At 64.7% G+C, this 16,438-nt stretch carries 13 protein-coding genes; 8 read left to right on the top strand and 5 right to left on the bottom strand.

Annotated elements, in window-relative coordinates; translation table 11 throughout:
- Positions 1 to 95 precede the first annotated feature (95 nt).
- The 4 genes from AB5Y89_RS06370 (at position 96) to AB5Y89_RS06355 (ending at position 4,245) form a co-directional block, all read left to right on the top strand.
- Positions 96 to 1,016 (top strand): serine hydrolase, encoded by a 921-nt coding sequence (locus AB5Y89_RS06370; protein ID WP_029314613.1) that lies wholly within the window; start codon positions 96 to 98, stop codon positions 1,014 to 1,016.
- A gap of 161 nt (positions 1,017 to 1,177) precedes the next feature.
- Positions 1,178 to 1,318 (top strand): DUF2256 domain-containing protein, encoded by a 141-nt coding sequence (locus tag AB5Y89_RS06365; RefSeq protein ID WP_080768040.1) that lies wholly within the window; start codon positions 1,178 to 1,180, stop codon positions 1,316 to 1,318.
- Entirely contained in the window at positions 1,318 to 2,838 is a 1,521-nt protein-coding gene (locus AB5Y89_RS06360; RefSeq protein ID WP_368223155.1) for a cryptochrome/photolyase family protein, read from the top strand. The genes AB5Y89_RS06365 and AB5Y89_RS06360 overlap by 1 nt, the downstream gene beginning before the upstream one ends.
- A 153-nt stretch (positions 2,839 to 2,991) precedes the next feature.
- A complete protein-coding gene (locus AB5Y89_RS06355) occupies positions 2,992 to 4,245 on the top strand; it encodes a D-amino acid dehydrogenase (RefSeq protein WP_368223153.1) in 1,254 nt (417 codons plus the stop codon).
- Positions 4,246 to 4,307: 62 nt separating this feature from the next.
- Here AB5Y89_RS06355 and AB5Y89_RS06350 read toward each other — a convergent pair whose 3' ends face one another.
- The gene (locus AB5Y89_RS06350; RefSeq protein WP_368223151.1) at positions 4,308 to 5,006 is read right to left on the bottom strand and encodes a TetR/AcrR family transcriptional regulator; all 699 of its coding nucleotides are present in this window, start codon (positions 5,004 to 5,006) and stop codon (positions 4,308 to 4,310) included.
- A 183-nt stretch (positions 5,007 to 5,189) separates the two neighbouring features.
- On the opposite strand from AB5Y89_RS06350, the gene AB5Y89_RS06345 reads away from it, so the two are divergent.
- The gene (locus AB5Y89_RS06345; RefSeq protein ID WP_368223149.1) at positions 5,190 to 7,121 is read left to right on the top strand and encodes an amidohydrolase; all 1,932 of its coding nucleotides are present in this window, start codon (positions 5,190 to 5,192) and stop codon (positions 7,119 to 7,121) included.
- A 43-nt stretch (positions 7,122 to 7,164) separates the two neighbouring features.
- Here AB5Y89_RS06345 and AB5Y89_RS06340 read toward each other — a convergent pair whose 3' ends face one another.
- Entirely contained in the window at positions 7,165 to 8,286 is a 1,122-nt protein-coding gene (locus tag AB5Y89_RS06340) for an HPP family protein (protein WP_139737980.1), read from the bottom strand.
- 177 nt (positions 8,287 to 8,463) lie between these two features.
- Here AB5Y89_RS06340 and AB5Y89_RS06335 point away from each other — a divergent pair, with 177 nt between their 5' ends.
- The gene (locus AB5Y89_RS06335; protein WP_368223147.1) at positions 8,464 to 9,576 is read left to right on the top strand and encodes a glycosyltransferase family 9 protein; all 1,113 of its coding nucleotides are present in this window, start codon (positions 8,464 to 8,466) and stop codon (positions 9,574 to 9,576) included.
- 93 nt (positions 9,577 to 9,669) lie between these two features.
- Here AB5Y89_RS06335 and metE read toward each other — a convergent pair whose 3' ends face one another.
- Positions 9,670 to 11,934, bottom strand: coding sequence for a 5-methyltetrahydropteroyltriglutamate--homocysteine S-methyltransferase (gene metE / locus AB5Y89_RS06330; protein ID WP_039041274.1), 2,265 nt, complete (start codon positions 11,932 to 11,934; stop codon positions 9,670 to 9,672).
- 161 nt (positions 11,935 to 12,095) lie between these two features.
- On the opposite strand from metE, the gene AB5Y89_RS06325 reads away from it, so the two are divergent.
- Positions 12,096 to 13,031 (top strand): LysR substrate-binding domain-containing protein, encoded by a 936-nt coding sequence (locus tag AB5Y89_RS06325; RefSeq protein ID WP_263308666.1) that lies wholly within the window; start codon positions 12,096 to 12,098, stop codon positions 13,029 to 13,031.
- Between the two features lie 73 nt (positions 13,032 to 13,104).
- On the opposite strand, the gene AB5Y89_RS06320 is transcribed toward AB5Y89_RS06325, so the two are convergent.
- Together AB5Y89_RS06320 and AB5Y89_RS06315 are read right to left on the bottom strand one after the other, a co-directional pair.
- Complete coding sequence (locus AB5Y89_RS06320; protein ID WP_368223146.1) at positions 13,105 to 13,893, bottom strand: siderophore ferric iron reductase; 789 nt, start codon at positions 13,891 to 13,893, stop codon at positions 13,105 to 13,107.
- 62 nt (positions 13,894 to 13,955) lie between these two features.
- Positions 13,956 to 16,100 (bottom strand): TonB-dependent siderophore receptor, encoded by a 2,145-nt coding sequence (locus AB5Y89_RS06315; RefSeq protein ID WP_368223144.1) that lies wholly within the window; start codon positions 16,098 to 16,100, stop codon positions 13,956 to 13,958.
- Between AB5Y89_RS06315 and AB5Y89_RS06310 the strand changes: the two genes are divergently transcribed.
- On the top strand, positions 16,086 to 16,433 hold the full coding sequence (locus tag AB5Y89_RS06310) for a hypothetical protein (RefSeq protein WP_368223142.1): 348 nt from the start codon (positions 16,086 to 16,088) through the stop codon (positions 16,431 to 16,433). The two genes, AB5Y89_RS06315 and AB5Y89_RS06310, sit on opposite strands and share 15 nt — an antisense overlap.
- Positions 16,434 to 16,438 lie beyond the last annotated feature (5 nt).

Here is a 16,438-nt window from a genome sequence, read left to right as displayed (position 1 = left end):
AAAATGGAAATATCCGGCCACCAGACGTTGTGAAGCGTCAATTACCGTCATATAACTTAGCCAAATGTCCCTGTGAGTCGTAGTAGAGTCAAATCATGAACCTTCGTCCTTTTCTTCCCTTGCTGCTCGGCGCCTTCCTCCTTCCCGCCAGCATGGAAAGCGCCCATGCCAACCCGTTTTCTGCGACCTCTTCTTCCACCAACAGCCTGCTCGAACCCCGCAGCAACCTGCCGCTGAGATCCGATGCCTACGTGGTCGTCAACCCGAAAACCGGCGAGACACTGGCAGAGCGCAACGCCAACCGGGTGATGTCCATCGCCTCCATCACCAAGCTGATGACAGCGCTGGTGGTACTGGATGGCAATCAGCGCCTCAACGAGACCCTCACCGTCACCATGGATGACGTGGACAGACTCAAGGGCACGGGGTCGCGCCTCGCGGTAGGCTCGCGTCTGAGTCGCGCCGACATGCTGCACATCGCCCTGATGTCGTCGGAAAACCGCGCCGCCTCCGCCTTGGGACGGCACTACCCGGGTGGCCGCAAGGCCTTTATCGAGGCAATGAATGCCAAGGCCCGCATGCTCGGCATGTGGAGCACCCATTTCGCCGACAGCACCGGGCTCAACCCCCGCAACGTCTCCACCGCACACGATCTCGCCAAACTGGCTGCTGCCGCATCCACCTACCCGCTGATCCGCCAGTACACCGCCTCCGAGCAGCGTCTGGTACGCAACGGCAAGCGCCAGCTGCACTACCTCAACTCCAACCGCCTGGTACGGGAAGGAAGCTGGCCCATTCTGGTCTCCAAGACCGGTTATATCCGCGAGGCGGGGCGCTGCTTGGTGATGGGAACCCGGGTCAACAACGAGCCCGTGGTCATGGTGCTGCTTCACGCCAACACCACGGATGAACGGGTCGCCGATGCCAGAAAGATCAAGAGCTGGCTGGAAACCTCGGGCCGCATGACCCTGACGGCGCAGTCCACTCCCCAGCCCAGGCTCTTCAGCAGCCAGTAACGGCTACGAGAACAAGGGCCCCCGAACCGGCAGGTGCGGGGGCCTTTTTCATGAGTGGCAATCCCCCCCTGCTGCCTCTTTCTGCTCCCCCGGTGATCCCGACCGTATGGTGCTTCGTTAAGGAGGCAGAGAGAAACCAAGGGCATCAACAGGGCCACCACATGCACCTCAAACCCCATCTACCCGAGAAGATCTGTCCCGTCTGCCTTCGTCCTTTTGCCTGGCGGCGCAAGTGGGCCCGCTGCTGGCAGGAAGTGCGCTATTGCAGCGAACGCTGCCGTCGTCGGAAGGAGCACCCCTGATGGAGCTGCGCCTCATTCTCGGGGATCAACTGAACGCAGGTCACAGCTGGTTTCGCACGCAGGATCCCGCTGTCTGCTACCTGATGGCGGAGCTGCGCCAGGAGACGGACTACTGCCGCCACCATCGCCAGAAGGTGCTCGCCTTCTTTGCCGCCATGCGCGCCTTCGCCGCCGCCCTCACCAAGGCGGGCCACCGGGTCTGCTACCTGACTCTCGATGAGAGCGCCCCCTGGCCCGATTTGCCGAGCTTGCTGGCGGCCCAGCTCGAAGCGCATCAGGCCGAGCGCTTCGCCTGGCAGAGCCCGGACGAGTGGCGCCTTGCAAGCCAGCTGACCCAGTGGGCCTCAGGCCTTGCCATCCCGACCGCTGAGGTGGATAGCGAGCATTTTCTCACCCCCCGGGATGGCTGGCGACGCTACCCCCACAGCCGGATGGAGTTCTTCTACCGCGCCCTGCGAAAGCAGTACCGGGTGTTGCTCGATGAGCGCGGCCAGCCCCTTGGGGGGCGCTGGAACTTCGATGCCGAGAATCGCGCCAAATTGCCGGCGAGCCAACCCATCCCGGCGCCCCTCACCTTTGCCAACGAGGTGAGCGACATCGATGCCATGCTGACTCGCCACGGCATTGCCACCCTTGGCACAGCCGATGCGGGCGCCCTGCCCTGGCCCGTCACCCGGCGCCAGAGCCGCGCACTGCTTGAACACTTCCTTGCACACTGCCTGCCCCACTTCGGCCGCTATCAGGATGCCCTGAGCGAACGGGGCTGGAGCCTGTTCCACAGCCGCTTGTCGTTTTCCATGAACAGCAAGATGCTCCATCCCCTCGAGGTGATCCGCGCTGCGCAAGCTCACTGGCAGGCCAATCAGGCCACCATTTCCCTGGCGCAGGTGGAGGGGTTCATCCGCCAGATCCTCGGCTGGCGCGAGTTTGTCCGCGCCCTCTACTGGGAAAAGATGCCCGAGTATCGGCGCACCAACTTTCTCGGGGCCGAACGACCCCTGCCCGGTTTTTTCTGGAATGGAGAAACCAGCATGGCCTGCGTACGTCACGCCATTCGACAGTCTCTGGAGCACGCCTATGCCCACCATATCCAGCGGCTGATGGTGACCGGCAACTTCGCCCTGCTGGCGGGGCTCCACCCTGACGAGGTGGATGCCTGGTATCTGGGCATCTATGTGGACGCCATCGAGTGGGTGGAGCTGCCCAACACCCGCGGCATGAGCCAGTTTGCCGATGGCGGTCTGATGGGCAGCAAGCCCTACGCCAGCAGCGGCGCCTATCTCGAGCGGATGGGCCACTACTGCAAGGGGTGTCACTATCAGGTGAAGGCCCGCAGCGGGCCGGACAGCTGCCCCTTCAACAGCCTCTACTGGCACTTTCTCTGGCGCAACCGGGACAAACTTGGCAACAACCCTCGCCTCGCCCTGCCCTACGCCAACTGGGATGGCCAAACCACAGAACAGCAGCAAGCCATCCTGACGACGGCAGAGCATCATCTGCTCCACCTGGAGCGGCTCTGAACCGACCGGATTTCATGCCAGAAAGTGAGCAAATGACAACATTGAGAGCCAGTTAACAAAATGTGAATAGCGATAACCACCAATGACATCGACACCAGTTGAATATCCTGTGGCGGCTGATTAAGGTGGAGGCCCCAGTCAAGGAGAGACAAGATGGACATAGTGGTACTCGGTGGTGGCGTGGTCGGTGTGACCAGCGCCTGGTATCTGGCCAAGGCCGGTCACAAAGTGACCCTGCTGGAGCGGCGTGACGGGGTGGCCCTTGAAACCAGCCATGCCAACGCGGGTCAGATCTCCCCGGGTTATGCTTCCCCCTGGGCTGCCCCCGGCATTCCCCTCAAGGCCGCCAAATGGCTGCTGCAAAAGCACGCCCCCTTCACGGTGCGGCCCACCTCGGACCCCTTCCAGCTGCGCTGGATGCTGAAGATGTTCGCCAACTGCACGCCGGCGGCCTATGCGGTCAACAAGGGGCGCATGGTACGGCTGGCCGAATACAGCCGCGACTGCATGAAGCAGTTGCGGGGCGAGCTGGCGCTCGACTACGAAGGGCGCCAGCTCGGCACCCTGCAACTGTTTCGCAGTCAGGCCCAGCTCGATGCCAGCCAGCGCGATATCGCCGTGCTCGAGGAGTACGGCGTCCCCTATCAGTCTCTGAATGCCGACGGCTGCGAGGAGGTCGAGCCCGCCCTGGCAAGGGTGCGTGGCAAGGTGGTGGGGGGCCTGCGCCTGCCGGGAGATGAAACCGGTGACTGTTTCCGCTTCACCCAGGCCCTGGCGGACGAGGCCCGCAAGCTCGGGGTGAGCTTCGTCTTCAACTGCGCCATCGACGAGGTCGAGATCGCGAAGGGACGCGCCGTGGCGGTCCGTACCGGCGAGCAGCGCTTCCAGGCCGACGCCATCGTCTGTGCCCTCGGCAGTTATGGCACCGGCTTCCTGCGCCCCCTCGGAATTGAGCTCCCCGTCTACCCGGTCAAGGGGTACTCCCTCACCCTGCCGATGACGGATGCCGAAGGCGCCCCGCGCAGCACTGTGCTGGACGAGACCTACAAGGTCGCCATCACCCGCTTCGACGAACGGATCCGGGTGGGCGGCATGGCCGAACTCTCGGGCTTCAACCTGGCGCTCAACCCCAGACGCCACGATACCCTGGCCATGGTGGTGAGGGATCTCTTCCCCCAGGGGGGAAATCTGGAGCAGGCCACCTTCTGGACCGGGCTGCGCCCCATGACGCCGGACGGCACACCCCTGGTCGGCCCAAGCCCCATTCCCGGGCTCTGGCTCAATACCGGCCACGGCACCCTGGGCTGGACCATGGCGGCAGGATCGGGCCAGTTGCTCAGCGATCTCATCTCGGGCAATACCCCCGCCATCAGCGACGAGGGGCTCACCCTGGCCCGCTACGGCTGACCCCCCGCGCCGAGGACAAGAGAGGGAGTGTCTGGCACTCCCTCTCTTTATTCGCCCCCCTTCTATTCGCTCCTCTTCGCAGGGGTCTGGCAACCCGGCGCCAGCCCCGGCATCGACTGCCAGACCCGGGCGGGATCCGCCTCCTCGATGGCCGCCATCATCAGCTGCTCGCTCCAGCGTCTATGGAGTTGCCACAGTGCGCTGCCCGCCTCCCCCTGCCCCTTGGTGCACTGCTTGGCCACGTCCGCAGTCCGATAGAAGTAGCGCACCAGGGTGGTGAGCTCAGGCTCGGGCCAGCGACAGCCAAAGTGGCGCAGCCGCTCGGACCAGAACGCAATCTGGCGCCCCTCGTGCTCCTGCTCGACCCCGTGCAGGGCGGGGATGAGATCCATCGCCTGCCACAGCGCCCCATACCCGACGAAGCGCTCATCCAGCGCCTCCAGCGCCTGATCCAGCAGCAGCAGGGTCTGAGGCCAGCTGTCGGCCTGCTCGCGGATGCGCTCCTGCGCCTCGCACACCGCCGCCAGCCAGTCCATGGCCAGCCGGCAGATGATGGCCTCCTTGTTGGGGTAGAGATGGTAGAGCGACTTGATGCCCACCCCGGCGCGGGCGGCGATGGCATTGGTGTTGAGGGCCGCAAACCCCTGCTCCTGCAACAGGGCCAGGGTGGCCTGCTCGATGCGGCTCGCCACCTCCTGGCTGCGCAGTTGCCTGGGTTGGCGCCGCATGCAAAGTTCGGCCGGCAGCACGTGTTGTGACATTCTCTTCCCCCGATGCGGTGTCCGCCCCCAAGGGGCAACTGGTGTTCATAACTACATGATGAGACAAGGTAAACACAAGTCAAAAAAAGTGCAGTAATCGCTGGCATTTTTCAGAATAGCTGCAATAACCATAGGTGCTCATATCTGCAGTAAGAACTGCAATTAACCCAAGGAGAGCGTGCTATGGATAGCAAACACCCCAATCTCAGGCTGGGCACCATCGCCCTGCTGCTAGGTGGCCTGCTCGGCTGCCAGCAAGACAGCAGTGAGCCACCGCCCGGCAACACCCTCTATCTCAACGGCAAGATCCACACCCAGGATGGGCAACGCAGCCAGGCCGAGGCCATGGTGGTGCAAGGGGGCAAGTTCACTTACGTGGGCACTCGCGAAGGGGCCGAGGCCTTGAAAAACAGTGCGACCCAGGTGGTGGATCTGCAAGGCAAAATGGTGCTGCCGGGCCTGCACGACAACCACATCCATCTGCTCGGCACCGTGGCGCTTGATATGTGCGATCTGGACGGCCAGAGCGTCAACCTGGATCAGCTGGCGGCCAAGATCGGCGAGTGCCTGCCCCGCTACGCCCCGGCTCCCGGGGAGTGGCTGGTGGTCAACCAGTGGTCGCCCTATGACGGCAACACCCCCACCGCCACCCATGCCACCCTGCTGGCGGCCCTGGATGCGGCGGCGCCGAACAACCCCGTGATGCTGGCCGGGGTCGACGGCCATGCCGGCGGCTACAACTCCCAGGCCCTGGCGCAGGCACAGGACGAAGACGGCAATGTGGTCGGCTTCAATGCCACCACCCTGGCTCCGGGCGGCGTGTTCGAGGCCTTCATCCCCTATGTGGATCTCGCAACCGGCGTGGTCCGGGACGCGGCCCGCAGCGCCATTGCGGTCCCCGACACCGGGGTGCTGAGCGCGGAGGGTGAACAGGCAGCGGCCCAGTATGACAAGATACTCCCCGCCATCTCCGAACTGATGGCGTCCCGCGGCATCACGGGGGTGCAGGATGCCTGCGCCAACGACTTCATCCGGGGTCGGCTGCTCAAGATGCAGGACCAGGATCTGCTGCACATGCGCGTCACCGCCGCCACCTGCTTCAACCAGGATGACTACAGCGGCAAGCTGGACATCGACGGGCACCTGGCCAAGGCGAACCAGGTGCGCGACGCCTTCGCAGGCAACCCCCTCATCAAGGCCGATGCGGTCAAGATCTTCCTCGACGGCGTGCTGGAGGGGGATCCCTTCACCAGCCCCCCCTTCCTGCCCAATGCCGGCATGCTGGAGAATTACCAGCATCCCCATCTGGCCCTGGATCCCGCCAGCGGAAAGGTGAGCATCACCGCCGACAGCGAGGATGCGGGCAGCAACGGCATCGTCAACTACAAGGAGGCGGATCTGACGCGCTACGTCACGGCGCTGGATGGGGCCGGGTTTGGCATCCACATGCACAGCATCGGCGATCGCAGTACCCGGGTGGCCCTCGATGCCCTGGAGGCGGCCCGCGCCAGCAATGGCAACAGCGGCATTCCCCACACCCTGGCCCACCTGCAGGTAGTGCACCCGGACGATCAGCAGCGCCTCGGCGAGCTGGGTCTCTACCTCACCTTCACCTATGCCTGGACCACGCCCCAGCTTGCCTATGACATGCTGGTCAGCCCCTTCATCCAGCCAACCAAGGCAGGGCAGTCCCTGAGCGAGGCCATCTACGATCCCATGGGCTATCTTCATGACGCCCTCTACCCGGTCGAGCGTTCGCGCCAGGCCGGCGCCGTGTTGGTGGCGGGCAGCGACGCCCCGGTGGACAGCCGGGATCCGCGTCCGTTCGAGAACATGGCCGCCGGCATCGTGCAGGCGGCCGGCAGCGGCGACGACTTCCGGGCCAGTCAGCGCACTTCGCTGGCCGAAATGCTGGCCGCCTACACCATCAACGGCGCCAGGGCGGTGCGTCAGGGCGACATCACCGGCTCCATCGAGGCGGGCAAGTCGGCGGACTTCATCGTGCTGGACAGAGACCTGTTCGCCCTGGTCAAGGCCGGCACCCCGGAACTGATCGCCGATACCCAGGTCGAGCAGACGGTCTTCATGGGGGAGACCGTCTATCCCAGACCCTGAATGACACGGGCCCCGCAAGGGGCCCGTTTCTTATGGCTCATTCTTATTGCTCACAGGCATGCGCCTCCTCCACCTGACCCGGTTGCAGGGCCAGGGTGAACAGGGCCGCCACCATGTCGGACTGGGTGATGATGCCCACCAGCTGCTCCCCCTCCACCACCGGCATATGGTGCAGCCCCCCGTCGGAGAAGGCCTCCACTAGATCGTAGAGAGGCTGGTAGCGCCGCGCCGTCTGCACCTCCCGGGTCATCAGATCCGCCACCTGCTGCTGCTCAAGGGCCTCCTTCGCCCTCGGCTGGTGACCCGCCCGGTCGATCATCAGGTCGTGCAGGGTGATGATGCCGACCAGCCTCTCCCCCTCATCCACCACCGGCAGCGCCTTGATCTGGTGGTGGGAGAGCAGATGCCACGCTTCCATGGCGAGCGCCTGTGGCGTCGTCACGACGAGATCCCGCGACATCACATCCTGGCAACGCACCGTCCCCACTCGCTCGCGCAGGGCGTGAAGCTGGGCCTCCTGCAGCAGCTCCTGCAGATCCTGGCGGCTGATGTCCAGCAGTTCCCCGTGTTTTTGCAGGGCAAAGTCGATGTCCTGGGTGGCGAGTCGGGCACTCGGCTGGGGATCCGCCGTCTGGTGGCGATTGGGCGCCGCCTTGCCGCCATGGGGATAACGACGCCCCAGAGCGCGGTTGTAGAGGAGCCCCAGACTCAGCAGCAACAGGGAGTTGAGCAGCACCGGCAGCAGCACGTAGCCGACCCCGAGCGCCCGGATCCCCTCGCCGCCGATGACGGCGGTCAGGGCCACGGCGCCGCCGGGCGGGTGCAGGCTGCGGGTGAGGAACATGGCTGCGATGGCCAGCATCACCGCCAGGGCCGAGGCGATAGCCATGTCCGGCACCAGGCTCGCACTCAATACCCCCATCAGGGCCGACACCCCGTTGCCCACAAGGATGGACCAGGGCTGGGCCAGGGGGCTGGCGGGCGCGGCAAACAGCAGCACGGCGGAGGCCCCCATGGGGGCGATGAGCCAGTGCACCTCGAGCCCCAGCCCCCAGCGGCACAGCAAGGCGGTGCCGAGCAAGCCGATGAGGGCGCCAAGGGCGCCGTAACAACTCTCTTTGACGCTGGTATTGGTCGATACCGGCAAAAAATCCCTGAACTGCATGGTGCTCCCGCGGACGATAACATTTATTTCAAATGCGCAATTCTAGCCACTTTCCCCCGTCCCGCACCAGCACCCCGCTCCGCCATGGCCATCATCCGCACGCTTTTTCCCTTCTTAACATTGTCTTAAGAGTCCGCTGGCACCCTTTACGCCATCCCAACACTGGAGCCCAACGGTATGACTCACCTCAACGATGCCCTGCGCCGCTTCGACGGCCAACGCCGGGTCTGGACGGCGGGACTGGAGCGAACCCTGCTCGGCTGGCTTGCCAGTCGCAGCGCATTGCCGCCCTCTTCGCAGGCACCCCGCCGGATCCTGGTCATTCGCAGCACCAACCGCATCGGCAACAACCTCTTCCTGCTGCCCTTCCTGCACCAGCTTCATCGCGCCCATCCCCACGCCGAGCTGGAGCTGGTGTGCAGCCCCACCGCCCTGCTCCCCTTCCTGGCCGATCTGCCCCTGCGGCACATTCATCAGATCCGGTTGCAGGGCAGACACCTGCCGGGCGCCCTCTCGGCACTCTCGCGTCTGCGCCGCCAGCACTACGACAGGGTCTACGTCCCCTTCGCCTCCAGTACGGATCACTTCATCGCCGCCTGGGTACAGGCCCGTGAGAAATGCGGCTTCGACGATGGCCATGGGGATCTCATCTTCCCGCGTCCGCAGGCTCCGGACAGTGAGTGCCACTACGCCCACCAGCCCCTGCAACTGCTCGGCATACCGGGCAATCCGGCCGACCCCATCCCCCTTGGCAGCCTGTTGCAGGGGCCAAGCCCGGCCTTGAGTGCGCTGCGACGAGCCCATCCTGGCCGTCCCCTGATCGGCTTTTTCACCGGTGCTCGCAAGGGCAAGGGGCTCTCCCTGCCCCAGTGGCAGCGGTTGCTTGGGGATCTGCGCCGTCACAGCCCGGATGCCCTGCTGGTCCAGCTCGCGGATCCCGCCGCCCCCGAGCACCTGCTCGGGGACGTGCACGTTTCCCTTGGCAACATGGGGGAGCTGGCCCGCTTCACGGGCGGCCTCTCCCTCTTCGTCAGCGCCGACACCGGTCCCCTGCACCTGGCTGCCGCCAGCGGTGTGCCCTGTCTTGGCCTCTTTACCCAGACCGACCCCGCCCGCTACGGGTGCCTGGGCGCCCAGCACCTCAATCTGGTGATCGAGGATCGCAATGCCATTCCCCTCGACCACCAGTGGCTGGCCGAGGCGCTCGCAAGCGCCCCTCACCCGGTGACGATGTCGGTTTCCCCCACCCGCTACCTGCCCGCCCCCCGGCCCGCCCTGATCCCCCTCTAGGGAGCGGCCATGCAAAAAAGAGGGAAGGCTGTCGCCTTCCCTCTCTCGTCTTGGTGACACTCACCGGGCGCTCGTCCGGGTGAATGGAAGCCCTCAGGCCAGCTCGGCGCGCAGCGCCCGGGTCGCATCGACCATCACCTTCAGGGCTGCGGTGGTCTCTTCCCAGCCGCGGGTCTTGAGGCCGCAGTCCGGGTTCACCCAGAGCCGGTCTGCCGGGATTTGTTGTGCAGCCTTGCGGATGAGGTCTTCAATCCAGCCCTGGCTCGGTACGTTCGGCGAGTGGATGTCGTAGACGCCCGGGCCGATCTCGTTGGGGTAGTTGAAGCGCTCGAACGCTTCGAGCAACTGCATCTGGCTGCGGCTCGTCTCGATGGTGATCACATCCGCGTCCAGCGCCGCCACCGCCTCGATGATGAGGTTGAAGTCGCTGTAACACATGTGGGTGTGGATCTGGGTGCTGTCCACCACCGGGCTTGCGCTCAGGCGGAAGGCGCGCACCGCCCAGTCGAGATAGGCCTGGTGATCCTGCTTGCGCAGGGGCAGCCCTTCGCGGATCGCCGGCTCGTCGATCTGGATGATCTTGATGCCGGCGGCTTCCAAGTCAGCCACCTCGTCGCGAATGGCCAGGCCAATCTGCAGGGCGGACTGCTCGCGGCTCACGTCTTCCCGCGGGAAGGACCAGCAGAGAATGGTCACGGGGCCGGTCAGCATGCCCTTCACCGGCTTGTCGGTCAGGCTCTGGGCAAACTTCGTCCACTCAAGGGTCATGGGGGTCGGACGGTCGATGTCACGGGTGATCACCGGCGGCTTGACGCAGCGGGAGCCATAGCTCTGTACCCAGCCAAAGCGGGTGATGGCAAAGCCGTCCAGCAGCTCCCCGAAATACTCCACCATGTCGTTGCGCTCCGCTTCACCGTGCACCAGCACGTCCAGCCCGATGGCCTCCTGGCGCTCGATGGCGTCCTTGATCTGGGCCTGGATGCCCGCCTCGTAGGCCTGGTCATCGATGCGTCCGGCACGCCAATCCTGACGCAGCACCCGGATTTCAGAGGTCTGCGGGAAGGAGCCGATGGTGGTGGTGGGCAGGAGCGGCAGTTTCAGATCCGAGCGCTGCGCGTCGGCACGCACCGGGTAGGCGCTCTGGCGATCGAAGTCACTGTTGGTCAGGCTGGCGAGTCGTGACTGCACCGCTTTCTTGTGAACCCGGCTGTCGGACTCCCGATCCACGATGGGCTGGCTGTAAGCCTCGATTTTGTCCAGGGCGCCACCGTCCAGGTAGTCGGACAGCAGCCCCAGCTCATAGCACTTTTGCAGGGCGAAGGCGAACCAGCTGCGGGTCTGGGGATCCAGCTCGTGCTCCAGGGTCAAATCCACCGGGCTGTGCAGCAAGGAACAGGAGGAGGCCACCCAGAGGCGCTCGCCAAGCTTTTCTTTCAAGGCCTTGAGGGTCGGCGCCAGCTTGGCCAGGTTGGCACGCCAGACGTTGCGGCCGTTGATGACACCCGCCGAGAGTACCCACTGGGCCGGCAGGTGCGGGACCAGGGTCTCGAGCTGCTCGGGGGCAGCCACCAGATCCAGGTGCAGGCCGTCCACCTTCAGACTGGTGATGATGTCGCGCTGATGGGCCACGGACCCGAAGTAGGTGGTGAGCAGCAGCTTGCAGGGGCCGCTCAGGCGCTCATATGCCTTGAGGTAGGCCAGGCGCCACTCATCCGGCAGGTCCAGCGCCAGAGCCGGCTCGTCGATTTGCACCCACTCCACCCCCTGGGCCGCCAGTTTGGCCAGGATCTCCTGGTAGACGATCAGCAGGCGATCCAGCAGTTCGAGGCGGGAGAAGCCGCTCTCTTTCTCCTTGCCAAGCCACAGGTAGGAGACGGGGCCCAGCAACACCGCCTTGACCGGCAGCCCAAGGGCCTTGGCCTCTTCCACCTCGTCAAAGAGCTGGCTCCAGCCCAGCTTGAAGCGCTGGTCACGGTAAAATTCCGGCACCAGGTAGTGGTAGTTGGTGTTGAACCATTTGGTCATCTCGGCAGCCGCCGCCGCCGGGCCGGTCGGCGCACGGCCACGGGCCACCCGGAACAGGGTGTCGAGGTCGGTGTCGCCGTGGCGGTGACGGGCAGGCACGGCGTCCACCAGCAGGCTGGTACCCAACACCTGATCGTACCAGGCAAAATCCCCCACCGGCAGCAGGTTGACCCCGGCGGTACGCTGGGCCTGCCAGTGGCGCTCACGCAGGCTCTTGCCCACGGCGACCAGCTCGGCCTGGGTGGTTTCGCCACGCCAGTAGGATTCGAGGGCAAATTTCAGTTCGCGCTTGGCGCCGATACGGGGAAAGCCCAGGGTGTGTGCGAAGGTCATAGGTTCCATTCCTTATGCTCGTTTATCTGATGAGGATCTGGATTGTTTGGCCATCCAGATGTTTACACATCCAAAATGACAAGATAAGGTGACCTTGGCTATTGAATCCTCTTCAACTGGCTCTCAAGAATTTCTCAACTGACGCACAAAGGAGCAGTGCCATGGTCGCGCCCACCCCATCCAGCCCCCCTCAGAGCAGCAATCTGGGCATCGATCTCAAACACCTGAAGACCATCAGCGCCCTGGCCGAGCAAGGGTCCCTGGCCGGGGCCGCACTCACCCTCAACCTCACCCAGTCCGCCCTCTCCCACCAGCTCAAGGAGCTGGAGACCCGCCTCAATCTGGAGCTGTTTCTTCGAAAAAGCCGCCCTCTGGTGCTGACGGCGGCAGGCCAGCATCTGCTGGCCCTGGCCCGTCAGGTGCTGCCCGTCCTGGCCCAGACCGAGCGCCAGCTGGTCGCCCTGCACAGCGGCGAGGCGGGCAGGCTGCATCTGGCCCTCGATTGCCACAGCTGCATCCAGTGGCTGCTCCCGCTGTTGCCGGACTTTCGCCGCCAGTGGCCCGGCGTGGATCTGGAGGTGGAGTCGGTGCCGGGTTTCGATGCCATCAGTGCCCTGCTTGGCGGCCAGCTCGACCTGCTGCTCACCTCGGATGTGCAGGCCCGCGGGGATCTTCACTTCGAGCCGCTGTTCGCCTTCGATCTCACCCTGGTGATGGCGCCGGATCACCCCCTCTGCCAGCAGCGGCGCATCACACCGGACGATCTGCGACCGGAGGTGCTGCTGGTCTACCCGGTGGAGCGGGCGCGCATGGACGTGTTCAGCCGTTTCCTGCAACCGGCCGGGGTGGAGCCCGCCCGTTGCAAACCGGTGGACAACACCTCGGTCATGCTGCAGATGGCCGCCGCCGGGCTCGGACTCGCCGCCCTGCCCCGCTGGGCCAGCGAGGAGTTCGTGCGCCAGGGCCTGCTTGAGGCGCGCCCTCTCGGGGAGGGCATTCGCCGCCACATGTATGGCGCCGTGCGCGCCGCCGACAAAGATCAGGCCTGCCTGCAGAGCCTGTTCGAGCGCATTCGCACCCGGATGGCGGCCCAGTAAGCCGGGCACAAAAAAGCCGCCAGGATCAGGCGGCTTTCACCACGGGTTGCCCACGCAGACGAAGAGTCGGGTATCAGCATTCATCACCCCTCGCCCCACCCAGCCTTCGCGGGCAGTTGCCACACAGTTCCCCATCCCGGCGCTTGTAGTGCAGGCAGCAGCGCTGACGCACATAGCCCGGGAAGGCCTCGTCCCGGGGCAGCCCCGCCTCGCGCCAGCCCGTCAGATGTGCCGACGGCAGGCCACAGGATTCAAGCCAGAGGGGGGCATGGGCCCTCACCTCCTCCCGACTCACTTCCCCGAAGAAGTCGGGTACCCGCACCAGGGCCGCCAGCAGATCGTCCGCCAGGAGCGGGCGCACGAAACCGGGGCGCAGCCGCTGCGCCGTCCCAAGGAGGGTGAACAGCCCCTGCCAGTGCGCCTGGAGTCGCTCCCCGGCCGTCTTGATCAACACGCCGGCCTCCCCTCTGATCATGGGCTCGGCTGGCAGGGTAAAGCCCGACACCACGCCGGCCTCATGCCCCTGTCCCAGCCTGTCGAGGGCAGGCACGGCCCGATGGCGGTAGACGGCCACCATGGCGAGATAGATGGATTGCCAGCAGAGCATGCCCCAGCTGCGGGTGAGCCAGTAGGCGGGCCCCGCCTCCGGGTGTGCCTGCTGCCAGTGCGCATGGAGGGCTGCGGCCACCTCGGCCGACGTCGCTCCGGTGGCATCCGCCAGTGGCGGGCGCACGTCACCGGCCGCCACCAGGTTCCCCTTGAGGGATGGGATCAGGCTGGCCGCCGCCGCGAACAGGGCCTGGTGATCCGAGACGAGGGCGCGTTCCGCGTCCGCTTTCTCCCGGCCAAGGCCGCGCGGCACACCGCGCGCCCTCTCCTCGCCCATTCGTTGAAAGGGCCCCGGGCGCGTGCCGGGGCGCAAGGTCAGAATGCGTATTTGAGTCGCGCCTCCACGCTTCGTTCGGCCCCGAACCAGCAGTTGTTCTGGTCGTAGCAGGAGTAGTAGGTCTTGTTGAACAGGTTGCTGGCGCCAAGCGATACCCCCACCCCCTTCAGGCTTGCGCTGAGGGCGGCGAGATCGTAGGAGGCGGACATGTCCATCAGGAGGTAGTCCGGTACCTTGTCGGTGTTGGCGGCATCCATCTCGGCCTCCCCCACGTAGCGCAGGCCGGCGCCCACTCGCATCCCCTCGAGGTTGCCACCCGGGTAGTAGTTGCTCCACAGCGACGCCATCTGTCTGGGGACCCAGACCGGCGTCTTGCCCTGCAACGTGGTGGTATCGCGCGTGATCTCCATGTCCATCAGGGTATAGTTGAGGGCCAGATCCAGCTGGCTGGTGAGATCGGCTCTCCCCTCAAGCTCGATGCCCCTGGAGACCGTCTCCCCGGTCTGCAGCTTGGGCCCGTAGACATTGTCCGGATCCGTCACCAGGGCATTCTTCTTGGTGATGTGGAACGCCGACAGCGTCGCCGTCTTGCTCATGTCGTCGGAGAGGAACTTGACGCCCCCTTCCCACTGATGACCGGTCGCCGGTTTGAACGCCTGACCCTGCTTGTCCGCCCCCGGCACCGGCTCGAAACTCTCGGCATAGCTCGCATAGGGGGAGAAGCCGCCATCCAGCTCATAGAGAGCGCCGACGCGGAAGGAGAGGTTGTCCTGATCGATGTGGGCCAGGGACTGGCTGTCCGCCCCCTGATAGAGGGTCCGGCTGTCGGTGTCCATCCGGTAGCGGTCGTAGCGGGCGCCGCCGATGGCCACCAGCCGATCGAGGCGCACCTGATCCTGCAGATAGACGCCGGTCTGGGACTGACGGATCACCTTTTTATCCTGGTAGTTGAAAGTGAGTGCCTCTGGGACTATCTGGCTATGATTCGGGTTGAAAATGTCGATGCTGGGCGCCGAGTAGTCGAGGGTATCCCGGTAGAGGATATGGGCATCCAGGTACTGGTAATCGACCCCGAGCAGCAGGTTGTGCTGGGCAGAGCCCGTCTGCACCTTGCCCGCCAGCTGGTTGTCGAGGACAACGCCGCGAGAGTCTTCATCGGTGAGATAGGCGTTGCGGGCCAGGGTGCGGTTGTCCGCCGCCAGGGCCGCGTTGTAGGTGTTGCGCTGATAGGCGGACGCATCCATGTAGCGGGCATTTTGCAGCACCTGCCAGCGCTCGTTGAAATCGTGGCTCAGCTTGTAGCCCAGCAGGGTCACATCCCGGTTGTACTCGTTCCAGTTCTCGTCGCCAAGGAAGGTGTCGCTGCCAAGCTGCCCCAGGGGGTTGGACTTGGCCGAGCCGCTGGCGGGCACAGTGGTGTAGATGCCGGCCTCGGGATCCTTCTGGTAGTAAAGGTTGAGGTTCAGCAGGGTGCGCTCGCCGAGCTGCCAGTCCAGGGACGGCGCAAAGACGTAGCGCTCCTCCTTCGAGGTCACCGCCTGGCCATCCTTCTCCCGGGCCAGTCCCACCAGCCGATAGGCGAGCTGCTCGTTGATGGCACCGGTGCTGTCGAGGGTCATCTCCTTGAGGGTGCCCGTGCCGGTCGCCACACTCACGTTGTGCTTGCTCTCCCGCTGGGGGCGCTTGGCGATGAGGTTGACCATGCCGCCGGGGGGCATGCTGCCATAGAGCACCGATGTCGGCCCCTTGAACACCTCCAGCTGCTCGATGGCCACCGGATCTATCTGGGGTTGCAGGTTCCAGTCGTTGTACTGGAGCAGCAGGCCGTCATAGAAGTTCTGGTAGTTGTCAAAGCCACGGATGTTGAACAGATCCAGCCGGTTGACCGCCCCGCCCCGCAGCTCGGTGTTGACACCGGGCACGTAGCGCAGCGCCTCGCTCACCGAACTGACACCGCGCAGCGACAGGGTCTCCCCATCCACCACCGAGATGGCCTGGGGCGTCTCGATGGGGTCGAGCCGGGTCTTGGTCGCGGTGTTGCGATAGGTCTGGCCGAGCACGGTCAGGGTCTCGTCGGCGGTGGCCGTATCTTGGCTTTCGGGCGCGGCGGCCTGTACAGAGCCTGCAAGCAGGGTGGAGATGGTCACGGCGACCAGGGTCAAAGGGGGGTGAACAAGCTGCATCTGATCCTCGATTACTTACTGCATGTGAATAGTAACAAATATCATTTGCATTTTATTGTTCTATTTTGCCCCGATATTAACAATTTGGGGCATGTTGGCGGGGAAGCGGGGAAAGCGAGGGTGGCAGGCACGCCATCTGCTATCGGAGGCAACATGGCAACGCCGTCGAGGCTCTCAGGGAACACCCATCATGGCCGCCTGATGAAGGACACCGCCTTCACTTGCATCGTCAATCGGCAAGTAACCATCACATATTCAGAACATGGCGGCATTTTCACCCCCATGTTCACACTCATCAGACAAGTATGGTCGCGTTCTCCCTCTCCTTGTTGATCCTG

The organism is Aeromonas sp. s4, from assembly GCF_040907855.1.
Classification (GTDB): domain Bacteria; phylum Pseudomonadota; class Gammaproteobacteria; order Enterobacterales; family Aeromonadaceae; genus Aeromonas; species Aeromonas caviae.
The sequence above is the reverse complement of the archived record's forward strand: the minus strand, read 5'-3'. Positions and strand labels throughout refer to the sequence as shown.